17 protein-coding genes are annotated in these 15,951 nt (G+C 65.1%); 16 read left to right on the top strand and 1 reads right to left on the bottom strand.

Annotated features, from left to right (window positions below; all coding sequences use genetic code 11):
• Positions 1-3: 3 nt before the first annotated feature.
• Positions 4-1,056: a LacI family DNA-binding transcriptional regulator gene (locus HDG37_RS06695; protein ID WP_184045975.1), complete on the bottom strand. Its 1,053-nt coding sequence runs from the start codon at positions 1,054-1,056 to the stop codon at positions 4-6.
• A 337-nt stretch (positions 1,057-1,393) separates the two neighbouring features.
• Between HDG37_RS06695 and HDG37_RS06690 the strand changes: the two genes are divergently transcribed.
• The 16 genes from HDG37_RS06690 to ureC all read left to right on the top strand — a co-directional run bounded on the left by HDG37_RS06690 (position 1,394) and on the right by ureC (position 15,950).
• Positions 1,394-2,047, top strand: coding sequence for a protein-L-isoaspartate O-methyltransferase (locus HDG37_RS06690; RefSeq protein ID WP_184045508.1), 654 nt, complete (start codon positions 1,394-1,396; stop codon positions 2,045-2,047).
• A 90-nt stretch (positions 2,048-2,137) separates the two neighbouring features.
• Entirely contained in the window at positions 2,138-2,461 is a 324-nt protein-coding gene (locus tag HDG37_RS06685; RefSeq protein ID WP_018419659.1) for a rhodanese-like domain-containing protein, read from the top strand.
• Between the two features lie 196 nt (positions 2,462-2,657).
• Positions 2,658-3,509 carry a hypothetical protein gene (locus HDG37_RS06680; protein ID WP_184045506.1) on the top strand — a complete coding sequence of 284 codons (852 nt, stop codon included), beginning with the start codon at positions 2,658-2,660 and terminating at the stop codon, positions 3,507-3,509.
• A gap of 17 nt (positions 3,510-3,526) precedes the next feature.
• Positions 3,527-3,898: a hypothetical protein gene (locus HDG37_RS06675; protein WP_184045504.1), complete on the top strand. Its 372-nt coding sequence runs from the start codon at positions 3,527-3,529 to the stop codon at positions 3,896-3,898.
• A 492-nt stretch (positions 3,899-4,390) separates the two neighbouring features.
• Complete coding sequence (gene urtA / locus HDG37_RS06670; RefSeq protein WP_184020929.1) at positions 4,391-5,689, top strand: urea ABC transporter substrate-binding protein; 1,299 nt, start codon at positions 4,391-4,393, stop codon at positions 5,687-5,689.
• A gap of 286 nt (positions 5,690-5,975) precedes the next feature.
• Positions 5,976-7,610, top strand: a complete 1,635-nt coding sequence (gene urtB / locus HDG37_RS06665) for an urea ABC transporter permease subunit UrtB (RefSeq protein ID WP_184045973.1) — start codon at positions 5,976-5,978, stop codon at positions 7,608-7,610.
• Between the two features lies 1 nt (position 7,611).
• Positions 7,612-8,811 (top strand): urea ABC transporter permease subunit UrtC, encoded by a 1,200-nt coding sequence (gene urtC, locus HDG37_RS06660; RefSeq protein ID WP_184045502.1) that lies wholly within the window; start codon positions 7,612-7,614, stop codon positions 8,809-8,811.
• Positions 8,811-9,674 (top strand): urea ABC transporter ATP-binding protein UrtD, encoded by an 864-nt coding sequence (gene urtD, locus HDG37_RS06655; protein WP_184045500.1) that lies wholly within the window; start codon positions 8,811-8,813, stop codon positions 9,672-9,674. Before urtC ends, urtD begins: the two co-directional genes overlap by 1 nt.
• Positions 9,675-9,724: 50 nt before the next feature.
• Positions 9,725-10,417 (top strand): urea ABC transporter ATP-binding subunit UrtE, encoded by a 693-nt coding sequence (gene urtE / locus HDG37_RS06650; RefSeq protein ID WP_018419653.1) that lies wholly within the window; start codon positions 9,725-9,727, stop codon positions 10,415-10,417.
• A gap of 360 nt (positions 10,418-10,777) precedes the next feature.
• A complete protein-coding gene (locus HDG37_RS06645) occupies positions 10,778-11,137 on the top strand; it encodes a hypothetical protein (RefSeq protein WP_244144829.1) in 360 nt (119 codons plus the stop codon).
• A 58-nt stretch (positions 11,138-11,195) separates the two neighbouring features.
• Positions 11,196-11,393 (top strand): hypothetical protein, encoded by a 198-nt coding sequence (locus HDG37_RS06640; RefSeq protein WP_184045498.1) that lies wholly within the window; start codon positions 11,196-11,198, stop codon positions 11,391-11,393.
• A 71-nt stretch (positions 11,394-11,464) separates the two neighbouring features.
• Positions 11,465-12,334, top strand: coding sequence for an urease accessory protein UreD (locus HDG37_RS06635; protein ID WP_184045496.1), 870 nt, complete (start codon positions 11,465-11,467; stop codon positions 12,332-12,334).
• Positions 12,335-12,549: 215 nt separating this feature from the next.
• Positions 12,550-13,362 carry a transporter substrate-binding domain-containing protein gene (locus tag HDG37_RS06630; RefSeq protein WP_184045494.1) on the top strand — a complete coding sequence of 271 codons (813 nt, stop codon included), beginning with the start codon at positions 12,550-12,552 and terminating at the stop codon, positions 13,360-13,362.
• 160 nt (positions 13,363-13,522) lie between these two features.
• Positions 13,523-13,825, top strand: a complete 303-nt coding sequence (ureA, locus tag HDG37_RS06625; protein ID WP_008923043.1) for an urease subunit gamma — start codon at positions 13,523-13,525, stop codon at positions 13,823-13,825.
• A gap of 25 nt (positions 13,826-13,850) precedes the next feature.
• Positions 13,851-14,156: an urease subunit beta gene (locus HDG37_RS06620; protein WP_184045492.1), complete on the top strand. Its 306-nt coding sequence runs from the start codon at positions 13,851-13,853 to the stop codon at positions 14,154-14,156.
• 87 nt (positions 14,157-14,243) lie between these two features.
• Entirely contained in the window at positions 14,244-15,950 is a 1,707-nt protein-coding gene (gene ureC, locus HDG37_RS06615; RefSeq protein WP_184020914.1) for an urease subunit alpha, read from the top strand.
• The last annotated feature ends 1 nt before the right edge of the window (position 15,951 follow it).

The raw sequence follows: 15,951 nt of genomic DNA, 5'->3' as shown, positions 1-15,951 counted from the left end.
GGCTCACGCACTCCCGCGGATCACGAGGCGATGCGGCAGCAGCACGCCCGGCACGTTGGCCTGCGGATTCGCGAGGCGTTGCAGCAGCAGACGCGCGGCGGTCTCGCCGAGCTCGCGCATCGGCTGCGCGATCGTCGTGAGCGGCGGATCGATCTGCGCGGCGAGCGAGATGTCGTCGAAGCCGGCCACGGCGACGTCGTCGGGCACGCGCTTGCCGACGCTGCGCAAGCCGTGGATCGCGCCGATCGCGAGCGTGTCCGACACCGCGAAGATCGCGCTCGGCGCATCGGGCTGCCGCATCAACGCAGCCGCGGCCGACGCACCCGCTTCGTAATCGAGGCTGTTCAGATTCATGCGCCAGCGCGGGTCGGGCGCGATGCCCGCGTCGCTCAAGGCGTCGAGGTAGCCCTGCTGACGCTGGCGCGCATACAGATAGTCGACGTCGGAATTGATCAAGCCGATGCGCCGGTGGCCGCGCGTGAGCAGGTGGCGCACCGCGTCGCCGGCCGCGCGGTAGTTGTCGATGCCGACGTAGGGCACGCCCATCTGCGGATCGAACTCGCAGCACGCGACCCACGGCAGCGCCTGCGACGCTTCGCCGAGCGCCTGCTGGATCGTCGCCGGATCGAGGCAGATCGCGCCGTCCGCGCGGCGCCGCCGCAGCATGTCGAAGTAGCTGCGCTCACGCCCCGGGTCCGCGCCGGTGTCGCATAGCAGCATGAAATAGCCGTGCTGACGCGCGACGCTGTCGATACCGCGCACGATCTCCGCGTAAAACGGATTGCCGAAGTCCGGCACCATCGTCAGCAGCAGGCGGCTTTCGGCGGTGCGCAGATTGCGCGCAAGTTCGTTGACGCGGTAGCCGCTCGCGTTGATCGCGGCGAGCACCCTGTCGCGGGTAGCGGGCCGCACGTTCTCGTGGCCGTTCAGCACGCGCGACACCGTCGCGACCGACACGCCCGCCTGCTCGGCCACGCCGGCGATCGACGGCCCGTCGGCCGCGCGCGGCGAGCGCCTCTGCGGCTGCGGTTGCGGTTGACTGCTCGCGCCGGACACCAGGGCCGGCGACGATCGGGACGGCGTTCGGGACGGCGTTGGGGACACACGACCTCGCAGCAAAAATGTAATCGATTACATTTTGTGGCGATGGCGATGCGAATCGCAAGGACGGATCGCTAGGGATTAACACGGGGGCCACCCGGCCTGTCGCTTGCCCGCGAGCAGCCGGCGCGAGTCCGCCATTTGATACAATCCCGCAGTTCCCCTGACGCGGCTTGCGATGCGAATACCTTGCTCCGAAGCCGCGGCCGCCGGCAATCCGCCGGGGCCGGGTCAGGACAAAAGTCTGCGGCAGCCGCCGCCCGCTCGCCAAACCAAAACCGCCGAATCCACCATGAACATCGAGCAAGCGCGTTTCAACATGATCGAACAGCAGATCCGCCCCTGGGAAGTGCTCGACCAGGACGTGCTGAATCTGCTGTCGATCGTCAAACGTGAGAATTTCGTCCCCGCCGCTTACCGCGACCTGGCTTTTGCCGACTTCGAAGTGCCGCTGCCGGCCGGCCAGCACATGCTGGCGCCGCGCGTCGAGGCGCGCGTGCTGCAGGAACTCGCGGTGAAGAAGCACGAAAGCGTGCTGGAAATCGGCGCGGGCTCGGGTTACATGGCGGCGCTGCTCGCGCATCGCGCGCAACACGTGTTGACCGTCGACATCGAACCGGAACTGGCCGAGTTCGCGAAGAGCAACCTGATCGCCAACGGCGTGCTGAACGTCGAAGTCGCGACCGGCGACGCCGCGCGCGGCTGGACCGGCGCGGCACCGTACGACGTGATCTGCGCGTCGGGCGGTCTGCCGGTGCTGCCGCAGGAAATCCTCGAACAGCTGAAGGTCGGCGGCCGTCTCGCGGCGTTCGTCGGCGGCGCGCCGGTGATGAAGGCGCAGATCATCACGCGCATCGACGAGAAGCAATACCGCATCTCCGACGTGTTCGAAACCTATGTCGAGCCGCTCGCCAATGCGGTGCAGCCGGCGCGGTTCAGGTTCTAAGCGGCTCTTTTTCGCTGCGCTTCGCGCTGTATTGTTGATCTGGACGGGCGGCGAGTAAGCCGCCGTCCCCACGAACTGGATGTCTCGCTGATGCAAAACCTGACCGCTCCCGCACTCGCCGAATGGCTCGCCGATACCTCGCGCCCCGCACCCGTGCTGCTCGACGTACGCGAGCCGTGGGAACTGCAAACGGCGTCGATCGCCGGCATCGTGTCGATTCCGATGCGCGAGATTCCCGCGCGCAGCGAAGAACTCGATGACGACGCGCAGATCGTCTGCATCTGCCATCACGGTGCGCGCAGCGCGCAGGTCGCGATGTTCCTCGAATCGCGCGGACACACCAACGTGTTCAATCTGCAAGGCGGGATCGACGCGTGGTCGCGTCAGGTCGATCCGTCGGTTCCGACTTATTGAGATTTACCGCGCGGTAGCGCATTGAAGCGGCGCAAGGGCTGATGGTCTTTGCGCCGTTTGTCTTTGGTGCTGCGCACGCTCGCTAGAGCAGCCAAAATTTTGGGCCGTCGCCCATGTACGGACAACCTGTCGCACGGTGATTATCTGATCGCTGCCGATCCGGGCAGCGACTTCATATAGATCGTCGACAATACCTATGTCCTTGTCCGTGTTTGAGATGCACTCCGTGGAGCTGCGCTGTCAGAGGCCCTTGGGTGCTTGTTATGTAATCTGTGACGAGTGGCATTACAAGGCGTGCCTGAGGAAGGCCGCCGACCTCGAGAGGGCCAAAGCAGATACCAGGGAATTTCTCGGTATCGCCGGACTGAACCATAGCGGGTGGGAACGGGACCAGGATCTGATCAAAAGCATTGGGAGGCGTCTGTCCCTACCGTTTCAAGCTTTCCGAGGCCGTGACCCTGACACCGATGGCTGGTGGGTCATCAATGCGCTTCTCGCAGAGGTGCGGCGGGGAGGCCTGCTTGCCGTCAAAGGCCGTCGTGCTGACCTGTTTCCGCAAACCCATAGCACGCCGCTGAGGAATTTTGCGGTGAGGGCAGCCGATCTGCCGAACGACAGACTCATGCGGTCCGGCCCGTACGATCAGCTCACGCGGCAAGTCCCGTTGTTCGTCGCACCTGCCGCCGCGTCTGGTCGCAGCAGCGACGGCAGTCTGCTCGATGTCGCTGTCGCCGTGATCGGTGCGCGAGCCGGCGATGGAGACGCATCGACGCTGCCTGGTGACGCGCAGCCGTTCGAATACCAGTCGGGTATCGCTGATGTTGACTCATTCGACATTGCCAAAACTCCAAACGAGGGCGAGCCGGGAACGTGGTACACGAATCCGGGCAGTGGGCAGATGCGGCTATTCGGAGATGATGGGAAACCTGTTGTAGACCTGGATTTCGACCATTTTCACAATGGCATGAAACCGCACGCACATAACTGGAATGGCAGCGCGCGAGACGGTGGGGGCTTGGTTGTACCCTTCAGTCCTTGGAACCCCTGATGGATGGATGACTCAAGATGAAAATCATTGAACAGTACGTATCATTTCACGACTGGTACCTGCTCGGTATAGCAGCGGACATGGACAAGGAGGTTGTCGAACTTCGTCTGATGTTCGATAACAAGAAAGACCGAGTACGGCTGTTGTTCAGCGGGGCCACCCGATGTTGGGCCAACGACTTTCTGATACAGAACATCGTCTACTCAATCAAGGTGCTAACCGATTTCAATTCGGATGAGTACCGGAAGGCACTAGCCTCGCTGGACAAAGCTTACTCGTGGGGGAAAGGGAAGCCGTTGAAAAACATTGCGGTCCTTGAGGCCACACTAGGCGCTGAATTACTTATAGAGTTTGATTCCCTTGAAGTAGAACCCGAATCATCGGTTTAGGATACTGGCACGATAGCAATGCCCCATCCACTGTATGACCTGCGACAGACTTGATATGCCAGGATTCACTCTTCCCTAAGCCGCCAACGACCTGTCGGCTCTCCCTGTTCGGCATCGGCGGTCTTTCAGTCCACCCAAACCCCACGTCATGCACAAAGACGCGGCGCCCCGATGCCGCCCATGCACCGCCGATGCCCCACGCGCGCCAGCGGCGCTTCGCTGGCGGCAAAGTGCGCTTCGTCGCGGCGCGACACGCACCCGAACGAGGCGCGGCGCGCGCGACTGCACCACTTTCGCGCCGCGGCATCGATGGCTCGACGCGCCGCCCTCGCGCCGATAGCCGCGCCGCAACGGGCATCGCACGCGCATCGCACCGAATGTGTCACATGGCATGTGCCTTGCAGTAGACGATCGGCTAGGCGTGCGAGCTCAGCCAGGCTGGCTGAAATCGACACTCATAAACAGTGACCATCAATGACAAGGGGAAAGCACATGAAACGTCGCAGTCTGTTGAAGTTCGGCTCCATGTCCGGCGCGCTCGCGCTCGCGGGCCGTGTGCCGTTCGCGCACGCGCAGTCCGATAGCGGCCCGATCAAGGTGGGCATCCTGCATTCGCTGTCCGGCACGATGGCGATCTCCGAAACGTCGCTGAAAGACACCGCGTTGATGACGATCGCCGACATCAACAAGAACGGCGGTGTGATGGGCCGTCAGATCCAGCCGGTGGTCGTCGACCCGGCGTCGAACTGGCCGCTGTTCGCCGAGAAGGCGCGCCAGCTTCTGACGCAGGACAAGTGCGCGGTCGTGTTCGGCTGCTGGACCTCGGTGTCGCGCAAGTCGGTGCTGCCGGTGTTCGAGGAGCTGAACGGCCTGCTGTTCTATCCGGTGCAGTACGAAGGCGAGGAAATGTCGCGCAATGTGTTCTATACGGGCGCTGCGCCGAACCAGCAGGCGATTCCCGCGACCGAATACCTGATGAGCGCCGAAGGCGGCGGCGCGAAGCGCTTCTTCCTGCTCGGCACCGACTATGTGTATCCGCGCACGACCAACAAGATCCTGCGCGCGTTCCTCAAATCGAAGGGCGTGCAGGAAGCCGACATTCAGGAGGTCTATACACCGTTCGGCCACAGCGACTATCAGACCATCGTCGCGAACATCAAGACCTTCTCGCAAGGCGGCAAGACCGCGGTGATTTCGACCGTGAACGGCGATTCGAACGTGCCGTTCTACAAGGAGCTCGGCAACCAGGGGCTGAAGGCGTCGGATGTGCCGGTCGTCGCGTTCTCGGTCGGCGAAGAGGAGCTGCGCGGCATCGATACGAAGCCGCTCGTCGGCAATCTCGCGGCCTGGAACTACTTCATGTCGTTGCGCAATCCGACCAACGAGAAGTTCAAGAAGCAATGGGCCACGTGGGTCAAGGACAACAACCTGCCGGGCGGCACGAAGCGCGTGACCAACGATCCGATGGAAGCGACCTTCGTCGGCATGCATATGTGGAAGCAGGCGGTCGAGAAAGCAAAGAGCACCGAGGTCGACAAGGTGCGCGTCGCGATGGTCGGCCAGACTTTCGCCGCACCGTCGGGCTTCACGCTGGAGATGGACGGCAACCACCATCTGCACAAGCCGGTGATGATCGGCGAGGTACGCGCGGATGGTCAGTTCAACGTCGTGTGGCACACCAAGGGACCGATTCGCGCGCAACCGTGGAGCCCGTTCATCGCCGGCAATGCGGGCAAGCCGGATGTGGTGAGCTCGATTCCGGCGTTCCTGCGGCGCTCGCGCGTCGCATGACGTGTCGGCGTGAGCCTCGCTGCGGCTCGCGGCGGCGGTGTGGCGCGCGGGTCACCGCGCGGGTATCGCCGCTCCGGTCGCGACGCGCGACCTGCGCGCCGACGCGCGCGCGGCTCGCGCGTGACCCGGACGCGCTTCGCGCCGCCGCCGCGCGTTCGCTGCGTCGCGCGGCGTGACCGCGCACGCCAATGCGCGGCAACGTCCCGCTGAAGCGGCGGCGACGTCTGACGCGACGCCCTCGCGCTCTCGAGCGGCTCATCGATTCAACCCAGTGCAAAAGGCCATCATGGCGTTTTCATTTCCGACTTCCGTACGACGACGCGGCGCGACGCTCCTGCTGCCGCTCGCGGTCCTTCTCGCCGCCGCGCCGGGCGCCGCATTCGCGCTGACCCAGGCCGACGTCGCGCCGCTCGCGGGCGACGACTTCGAGGCCAAGTCCGCCGCGATCGACAAGCTGATCTCGACGCACGATGCCGCGTCGCTCGCGGTGCTCAAGGCGCTCGCCGACGACAACGCGCTCGCCACCGACGCAGGCGCGGTACTGCTGCAGGACGGCGACGCCACCCGCGATGCCGTCACCGGCCAGCCCGTCGCCACGAGCGACGCGCAAGCGGTCACGCTGAACAACCTGCTGCGCTCGAAAGTGGCGGGCGCGCTGTCGGGTCTGCAACTCGCCTCGCCCGATCGGGCGACACGCGCAGCCGCCGTCGATGCGCTGCTGCAAAACCCCGATCCGTCGATTAAGCCACTCGTCGACGCGGCGCGCGCAAAAGAAACCGATCCCGCTCTGAAGAAACGTCTCGACACGCTGTGGGCGATGAGCGCATTGCACGACCCGGATCCGGCCAAGCGCCTCGATGCGGTGCAACTGGTCGCCGCGCGCCACGACCTCGACATGAACGAACTGCTGCGCCCGCTGGTCGCGAAGAAAGCCGACGGCACGTTTGCCGAAGCCGACGAACGCGTGCGCGCGGCCGCGCAAAGCGGCATCGATGAGCTCGATGCGATCCAGCGCCGCAGCCAGATCGCGGGCACGCTGTTCGCGGGGCTGTCGCTCGGCAGCGTGCTGCTGCTCGCCGCGCTCGGCCTCGCCATCACATATGGTCTGATCGGCGTGATCAACATGGCGCACGGCGAATTCCTGATGATCGGCGCGTACGCGACCTATGTCGTGCAGAACCTCGTTCAGCGTTTCGCGCCTAACGCGTTCGACTGGTATCCGCTACTCGCGATACCGGCCGCGTTCGTCGCGGCGGCGCTGGTCGGCATCGTGCTCGAACGGCTCGTGCTGAAGCACCTGTACGGCCGCCCGCTCGAAACGCTGCTGACCACCTTCGGCGTGAGCCTGATCCTGATTCAGGCCACCCGCATGGTGTTCGGCGCGCAGAACGTCCAGGTCGTCAATCCGTCGTGGATGAGCGGCGGCGTCACCGTGCTGCCGAATCTGATCCTGCCGTACAACCGGCTCGCGATTCTCGCGTTCTCGCTGATCGTCGTCGCGATCGCGTGGGCCGTGCTCACGCGCACGCGGCTGGGTCTGTTCGTGCGCGCGGTCACGCAGAACCGTCGCATGGCCGCGTGCGTCGGCGTGAAGACCGCGCGCGTCGATTCGTATGCGTTCGCGTTCGGCGCGGGCATCGCGGGGCTCGGCGGCTGCGCGCTGTCGCAGATCGGCAATGTCGGGCCGGACCTCGGCCAGAGCTACATCATCGATTCGTTCATGGCGGTCGTGCTCGGCGGCGTCGGCCAGCTCGCGGGCACCGTGCTCGGCGGCTTCGGGCTGGGGCTCGTCAGCAAGGCGATCGAACCGTTCTGGGGCGCGGTGCTCGCGAAGATCGCGGTGCTCGTGCTGATCGTGCTGTTCATCCAGAAGCGTCCGCAGGGCATGTTCGCCTTGAAGGGCCGTAGCGCGGAGGCATGAGATGACATCGGCTACTTCATCGGCAAACCCCGCTTCCGCTTCGTCGTCGCGCGCCGGTGCCGCTGGCGCTGGCGGCGCGCGCGAGTCCAACACCGGCTTCGCGCTCGGCCTGCCACCGCGGCCCGCGCTGTTGTCGCGTCGCGCGTGGCTCGCGCTGATCGCGCTGATCATCGTCTTCGGCCTCGGCGTGCCGTTCGCCGCGCTGGTGATTCCGGAGACGAGCGCCTTGCATCTGTCCGCGTATGCGATGACGCTGACCGGCAAGTTCATGTGCTATGCGATCGCCGCGCTCGCACTCGATCTGGTGTGGGGCTACTGCGGCATCCTGAGTTTGGGTCACGCTTTATTCTTCGCGCTCGGCGGCTACGCGATCGGCATGTACCTGATGCGCGCGATCGGCCACGACGGCAAGTACGGCAGCGATCTGCCCGACTTCATGGTGTTTCTCGACTGGCACCAGTTGCCGTGGTACTGGCAGGGCACGCAACATCTCGGCTACGCGCTCCTGCTCGTCGTGCTGGTACCCGCCGTGCTCGCGTGGGTGTTCGGCTTCTTCACGTTCCGCTCGCGCGTGAAGGGTGTCTATCTGTCGATCATCACGCAGGCCATGACCTTCGCCGCGATGCTGCTGTTCTTTCGCAACGAGACGGGCTTCGGCGGCAATAACGGCTTTACCGACTTCAAGCGCATCGGCGGTTTTCCGATCACGCATCAGGGCACGCGCGCCGCCTTGCTGCTCATTACGTTCGCGGTGCTGATCGCCGCGTTCATCGGCGCGCGCGCGATCGTCACGTCGAAGCTCGGCCGCGTGGTGACCGCGGTGCGCGACGGCGAAACGCGGCTGATGTTCCTCGGCTACAGCCCGCTCGCGTACAAGCTGTTCGTGTGGACCGTGTCGGCGATGCTGTGCGGCATCGCGGGCGCGTTGTACGTGCCGCAGGTCGGCATCATCAATCCGGGCGAGATGTCGCCGGGCAACTCGATCGAAATGGCGATCTGGGTGGCGGTCGGCGGACGCGGCACGCTGATCGGCCCCATCATCGGCGCGTTCGCCGTGAACGGTGCGAAGAGCTTCTTCACGGCGAACTTCCCCGAATACTGGCTGTTCTTTCTCGGCCTGATCTTCGTGCTGGTGCCGCTGCTGCTGCCGAACGGCATCATGGGGCTCGCCGATCTGCTGACGCGTAAAAGGAACCGCTGATGAACGAAAACCCGATGGTTCCCGATCTGGATTTGCCCGAAGCACCACCGGAACGCTCGCTGAGCGGCGTCGCGAGCATGGGACACGCGGTCGTGCCCGGCGAGATCGACGTATCGCACGGCACGATCCTCTACCTCGAAGACGTGACGGTCAGCTTCGACGGCTTTCGCGCGCTGAACGCGCTGTCGCTCGCGATCGACGCGGGCGAACTGCGCTGCATCATCGGCCCGAACGGCGCGGGCAAGACGACGATGATGGACGTGATCACGGGCAAGACCGCGCCCGATCACGGCAAGGTGTTTCTCGGCCAGTCGATCGATCTCACGCGCATGAACGAACCGGCGATCGCGCGCGCCGGCATCGGCCGCAAGTTCCAGAAGCCGACCGTGTTCGAGCAGCATCCGGTGTGGGAAAACCTCGAACTCGCGATGAAGACCGACAAGGGCTGGTGGGCGTCGCTGCGCGCGCGGCTTGATGGCGACGCGCAGGCCCGCATCGAGGAAACGCTCGCGCTGATCGGGCTGGAAAGCGAAGCGCGAAGGCTCGCCGGCGAGCTATCGCACGGCCAGAAGCAGCGCCTCGAGATCGGCATGCTGCTGATGCAGCAACCGGCGCTGCTGCTGCTCGACGAACCCGCGGCCGGCATGACCGATGAGGAAACGATGCAACTCGCCGAATTGCTCAACCACCTGCGTGGCACCTGCTCGATGATGGTCGTCGAGCACGACATGGAGTTCGTCGCGGCGCTCGCGGGCGACACAGGCAAGGTGACGGTGATGGCGGAAGGCCGCGTGCTCGCGCACGGCACGCTCGACGAAGTCAAGCGCGACGAGACGGTGATCGAGTCTTATCTAGGCCGCTGATTGCTGCTGGAAGCGGCACCGCATCGTCAACCCGACAGGACGACTGAACCATGCTCGAAGTAGACCGACTGAACCAATACTACGGCGGCAGCCATATTCTGCGCGACGTGAAGCTCACGGTGCCCGACGGCAAGCTGACGGTGCTGCTCGGGCGCAACGGCGTCGGCAAGACCACGCTGCTGCGCTGCCTGATGGGCGTCGTGCCCGCGAAAAGCGGCGCGATCGCATGGCGCGGCGAACAGTTGATGAAACTGCCGACCCATGCCCGCGTCGCTCAGGGGCTCGCCTACGTGCCGCAGGGCCGCGATATCTTTCCGCGCCTCACCGTCGAGGAAAATCTGCTGGTGGGCGCCGCGAGCAGAAAGGCGCCGAAGAAAATCCCCGAGCGCATCTACGAGCTTTTCCCGGTACTGAAGGACATGCGCAACCGGCGCGGCGGCGATCTCTCCGGCGGTCAGCAGCAACAGCTCGCGATCGGCCGCGCGCTGATGAGCGAGCCGCAACTGCTGATCCTCGATGAGCCGACCGAGGGCATCCAGCCATCGATCATTCAGGACATCGGCCGCACGCTGCGGCAGCTCGTCGAGGACATGGGCATGACGGTGCTGCTGGTCGAGCAGTATTACGACTTCGCCAAAGCGATCGCCGATCGTTACTGGGTGATGAGTCGCGGCGAGATCGTCGCGGGCGGCGAGGGGGCGAACATGGATGCGGATGGGGTAAGGGGGTTGATTGCCGTGTAAGCGAGCTCAAGTTATCCGCCGCGCAACCGTTACACAGGCTAGGGTCTGTTTACATATGGAACGCACGTGCGAATGCCCGCTATCGGCCGCAGGGCAAGGAGTAAGGAGCGCTGCGTGGCCGCGCCACGTGAGCGACGCACGACGCCGCCATGCGGCCGATAGCGGGCATTCCCCTGGAATGAAATTCAGAACTGGGGTTGCCGCGAGAAGGGCCGCTCGCTGCGTCACGCTCCTTGCGAATACGTCGAGTATTCGCGGCGTCGCAATCCTTGCGAGCGGCCCTTCTCGCGGCAACGCACGTGCGTTCCATATGTAAACAGACCCTAGGCAACGCCGCAACGGTTCGACGAGGTGGACACCATGGACGACAACAAGCAGGTCAGACGCGAGTTTTACAGAAACCCAGCCTCCTATTGCAGGGTGATGAACGTCGTGTCGGCGGTCACTTTTGGTCTATTCGAAGTGGACAGCGGCGGTACGGTCGGCATGCTGTCGGTGCGCTGGGAGAAGCTCGGCAACGAACTCGCGCCGCAGCTGCACGCGTATTACGACAGCTGGCACGTGCTCGCGTCGTTCCCCGACGTTCTCGCGAGAATGGCCGGGACGACCGGGCCGTCGTGTTCGCCGGAAGCTTTCTGTCAGCTATTGCTCGACTGCGGATTCATCAATCGCGCGGAACGGGGCGTGGACGATCACGCCGAGCCGACACCCGTACCCTAGACGCCGCCGCGCTACGGCCTGGGTCGGCGACACAACATCGATATAGAGGGAGAAAAGCATGTCCGTGACGGTTCACGTCGAATATCAGTATTGCCAACATGGCAAGAAAGCCATCCAGACAGGCAGCGACTCGTTGACCGTCCAGGAAAACGCCCCCCGCGCGATCCTTGCGTTGCTGCGACTGTTGCATCCGCAGTGGGAGGGCATCAAGGTGCTGTCGGTGACCGAAGCCTCGCCCGAGAGTACCGCGTCGTAGCCGCTGCCGCGGCTTGCGCGCTTCGACACGCGTGCTATCCTCGTCGCACGCCGATTCCCCCATCCATCCGCATGTCGCTTCACGAAAACCACGCCACGCTCGCCGCCGCGCACACGCCGTGGCGCGCGCAACTCGAACTCGGCTTCGTCGGCGGCGACGCTCGCACGACGCTCGCGCACCGGCGGCACGACGGACCGCTGCGCGTGCAACGGCCGCTCTATCCGGAAGGCCCGACGATCTGTCACGCGGTGATCGTGCATCCGCCCGGCGGCGTCGCGGGTGGCGATCAGCTCGACATCGACATCACGCTCGCCGCGCAAACGCATGCGGTGCTGACGACGCCGGGCGCAACCAAGTGGTACAAGTCGAACGGCCGCGCGGCGCGGCAGCGCATCGCGCTGCGTGTCGGTGAGCACGCGAAGCTCGACTGGCTGCCGCAGAACAACATCGTGTTCGATCACGCGAACGCGCACCTCGATTTTTCGCTGACGCTCGCCGACGGCGCGAGCGCAATCGGCTGGGACGCGACCCAGCTCGGACGCCAGGCGGCCGGCGAACGCTGGTCGGCGGGTAGCTTGCGCGCGGTGTCGCGCATCGTCGGCGCGAATGGCGAGCTGCTGTGGTTCGAACGCGCGAGCCTCACCGCCGACGATCCGCTGCGCGACGCGCCGCAGGGGCTCGCCGGCTTTCCGGCCTACGGCACGCTGTGGGCCGTAGGCGCCGCTTGCGACGACGCGCTCGCCGAATCGCTGAGCGCGCAACTGCCGTTCGACGACACGTTGCGAGCGGCCGCCTCGTGCGTGACGAACGGCGTGCTGCTCGTGCGCGCGGTGTCGCGCTCGATGGAAACGCTGCAGCACGCGCTCACGCGCTGTTGGCTGCAATTGCGGCCGGTCGTGCATGGTGTCGCGGCGGTGCCGTTGCGGATTTGGTCGACCTGAGAGCGCGGCTTCCCGCTTTCGTCTTCATCACGCTCTTTGCGCACCAAGGCGGCGCACGCGCACGCCCCAACCCTGTGCGCGAACTGGCGTAGCACGCCGCCCCGCCACGCCGCAGAGGGATGGCACGCAGCTTGCATTGGACTCGCCACTTCGCGGCCGGCCACGATGAAGCCAGCGAGGACCCGACGCCCACGACACCACTACTGCTCACGCCCATGACCCGCACTCTCTCCCGCTCCGCGCGCCGCACCTTGCTGGCCGCATTGCTCGCCTTGCCCATCGTCGCCGATCTCGCGTTTCATGCGGGCCCCGCGCACGCCGACACGCTCGACAACATCGCCAAGGCCGGTGTGCTGAAGGTCGCCGTGCCCGAGGACTATCCGCCGTTCGGCTCGGTCGGCCCCGACATGAAGCCGCAGGGCTATGACATCGACACGGCCGCGCTGCTCGCCAAAGCGATGAACGTGAAGCTCGAACTCGTGCCGGTCAACAGCGCGAACCGCATTCCGTATCTGCAAACGGGCAAGGTCGACCTCGTGATCTCGTCGCTCGGCAAAACGCCCGAGCGCGAGAAGGTGATCGACTTTTCGAGCGCGTACGCGCCGTATTACCAGGGCGTGTTCGGTCCCGCCGACATCAAGGTGAGCGGTCCCGCCGATCTCACCGGCAAGACCGTCGGCGCGACGCGCGGCGCGCTCGAGGAAATCGGTCTCACGCAGATGGCGCCGAACGCGACGATCAAGCGCTTCGAGGACAACAACGCGACGATCGCCGCGTTCCTGTCCGGCCAGGTGCAGTTGATCGCGGCCGGCAACATCGTCGCGGCCGCGATCCTCGCGAAGAATCCGCCGCGCCGTCCGGAGCCGAAGTTCGTGATCAAGAACTCGCCGTGCTTCGTCGGCATGAACAAGAACGAGCCGCGCCTGCAACAGAAGGTCGATGCCGCGATCGCCCAGGCCAAACACGACGGCACGCTCGGTGCGATGTCGAAAAAGTGGTTCGGCGCACCGCTGCCCGCCGACCTGTAATTTTGCAGACGCGGTGGCATGCGCGGTCGCAAGCGTAGTTGTAAGCGCGCCGTTAGCCGAACTTGATACCGTGACCGGATGATCGCGCGACGCCAGGCCCCTGTCACCGCGACGCGACCACGACGCCGCCACGACACATCAAACGCCGAGACCCACACCGATGAAGCTGACACCTCGCGAGAAGGACAAGCTGCTGATCTTCACCGCCGCGCTGCTCGCCGAACGGCGCCGCGCGCGCGGCCTCAAGCTGAACTATCCGGAGGCGGTCGCCTTCATCACCGCCGCGCTGATGGAAGCCGCGCGCGACGGCAAGAGCGTCGCCGAGGTGATGCACTACGGCACCACGCTGCTCACGCGCGCCGACGTGATGGAGGGCGTGCCCGAGATGATCCCCGACATCCAGGTCGAAGCGACGTTTCCCGACGGCACCAAGCTCGTCACCGTCCATCACCCGATTCCCTGAACTCCTCTTCGTCAAGGCAGGCCCCATGATTCCCGGCGAACTCCTCGTCGACGACGGCGAGCACGAACTGAACGCGGGCCGCGCGACGGTCACGGTGGTCGTGTCGAATACCGGCGACCGTCCCGTGCAGATCGGCTCGCATTATCATTTCTATGAGGTGAACGACGCGCTGTCGTTCGATCGCGAAGCGGCGTGCGGCTTTCGCCTGAACATCGCGGCGGGCACCGCGGTGCGCTTCGAGCCCGGTCAGGAGCGCACGGTCGAACTCGTCGCGCTGGCCGGCGAGCGCATCGTCTACGGCTTCAACGGCAAGGTGATGGGCAAGCTGTGATGCGCCGCCCGCGCCCTGGCGTTTCGACCGCCCTGCTCCGCCTTGCCTTGCCTGGCGCTCGCTTGTAGCTCATTCCGGACCCACACCATGACACTACGCATTGGCCGCCGCGCGTACGCGGAGATGTTCGGCCCCACCACCGGCGACCGCGTGCGCCTCGCCGACACCGAACTGCTGATCGAGATCGAGCGCGACTTCACGACCTACGGCGAAGAGGTCAAGTTCGGCGGCGGCAAGGTGATTCGCGACGGCATGGGCCAGTCGCAGCGCGTGCATGCCGAGGTCGTCGATACCGTCGTGACGAACGCGGTGATCCTCGATCACTGGGGCATCGTGAAGGCCGACATCGGCATCAAGGACGGCCGCATCGCGGCGATCGGCAAGGCCGGCAATCCCGACATCCAGCCGAATGTGACGATCGCGATTGGCGCGGCCACCGAAGTGATCGCGGGCGAAGGGCTGATCGTGACCGCGGGCGGCATCGATACGCACATCCACTTCATCAGCCCGCAGCAGATCGAGGAAGCGCTCGCGAGCGGCGTGACGACGATGCTCGGCGGCGGCACCGGCCCCGCGACCGGCACGAATGCGACCACCTGCACGCCGGGGCCGTGGCATCTCGAACGCATGCTGCAAGCGGCCGACGGCTATCCGATGAACCTCGGCTTTCTCGGCAAGGGCAACGTGAGCCAGCCGGCACCGCTCACCGAACAGATCGCCGCGGGCGCGATCGGCCTGAAGCTGCACGAGGACTGGGGCACGACACCCGCGGCGATCGACAACTGCCTTGGCGTCGCCGACGATACCGACACGCAGGTCGCGATCCACACGGATACGCTAAACGAAGCGGGCTTCGTCGAAGCGACCGTCGCCGCGTTCAAGGGCCGCACGATCCACACGTATCACACCGAAGGCGCGGGCGGCGGCCATGCCCCGGACATCATCAAGGTGTGCGGCGAAGCGAACGTGCTGCCGTCGTCGACGAATCCGACGCGGCCCTACACGGTCAACACGCTCGACGAGCATCTCGACATGCTGATGGTGTGCCATCACCTCGATCCGTCGATTGCCGAAGACATCGCGTTCGCCGAATCGCGGATTCGCCGCGAGACGATCGCCGCCGAGGACATCCTGCACGATCTCGGCGCGCTGTCGATGCTTTCTTCGGATTCGCAGGCGATGGGCCGCGTCGGCGAAGTGATCATCCGCACGTGGCAGACCGCGCACAAGATGAAGGTGCAACGCGGCGCGCTGCCCGAGGACAACGCGCGCCACGACAATTTCCGCGCGAAACGCTATGTCGCGAAGTACACGATCAATCCGGCGATCACGCACGGCATCGCGCATGAAGTCGGTTCGATCGAACCGGGCAAGTGGGCCGACCTCGTGTTCTGGGAGCCGGCGTTCTTTGGCATCAAGCCGTCGCTGATCCTGAAGGGCGGCATGATCGCGATGGCGCAGATGGGCGATCCGAATGCGTCGATTCCGACGCCGCAGCCCGTGCACTATCGCGAGATGTTCGCGACGCGCGGCGGAGCGCTGGGCCGCACGTCGCTGACCTTCGTGTCGCAACTCGCCGCCGATGCGAATGTGGCCGAACGCTATGGTTTGCACAAGCGCATCGTCGCGGTGAAGAACTGTCGCAACGTGACGAAGGCCGACATGATTCACAACGCGTGGCGCCCGAACATCAGCGTCGATCCGGAAACCTACCAGGTGATCGCCGACGGCCAATTGCTGACCTGCGATCCGGCCACCGTGCTGCCGATGGCGCAACGCTATTTCCTGTTCTGAT

This window comes from Paraburkholderia sp. MM5384-R2, assembly GCF_014201025.1.
GTDB classification, from domain to species: domain Bacteria; phylum Pseudomonadota; class Gammaproteobacteria; order Burkholderiales; family Burkholderiaceae; genus Paraburkholderia; species Paraburkholderia tuberum.
The sequence above is the reverse complement of the archived record's forward strand: the minus strand, read 5'-3'. Positions and strand labels throughout refer to the sequence as shown.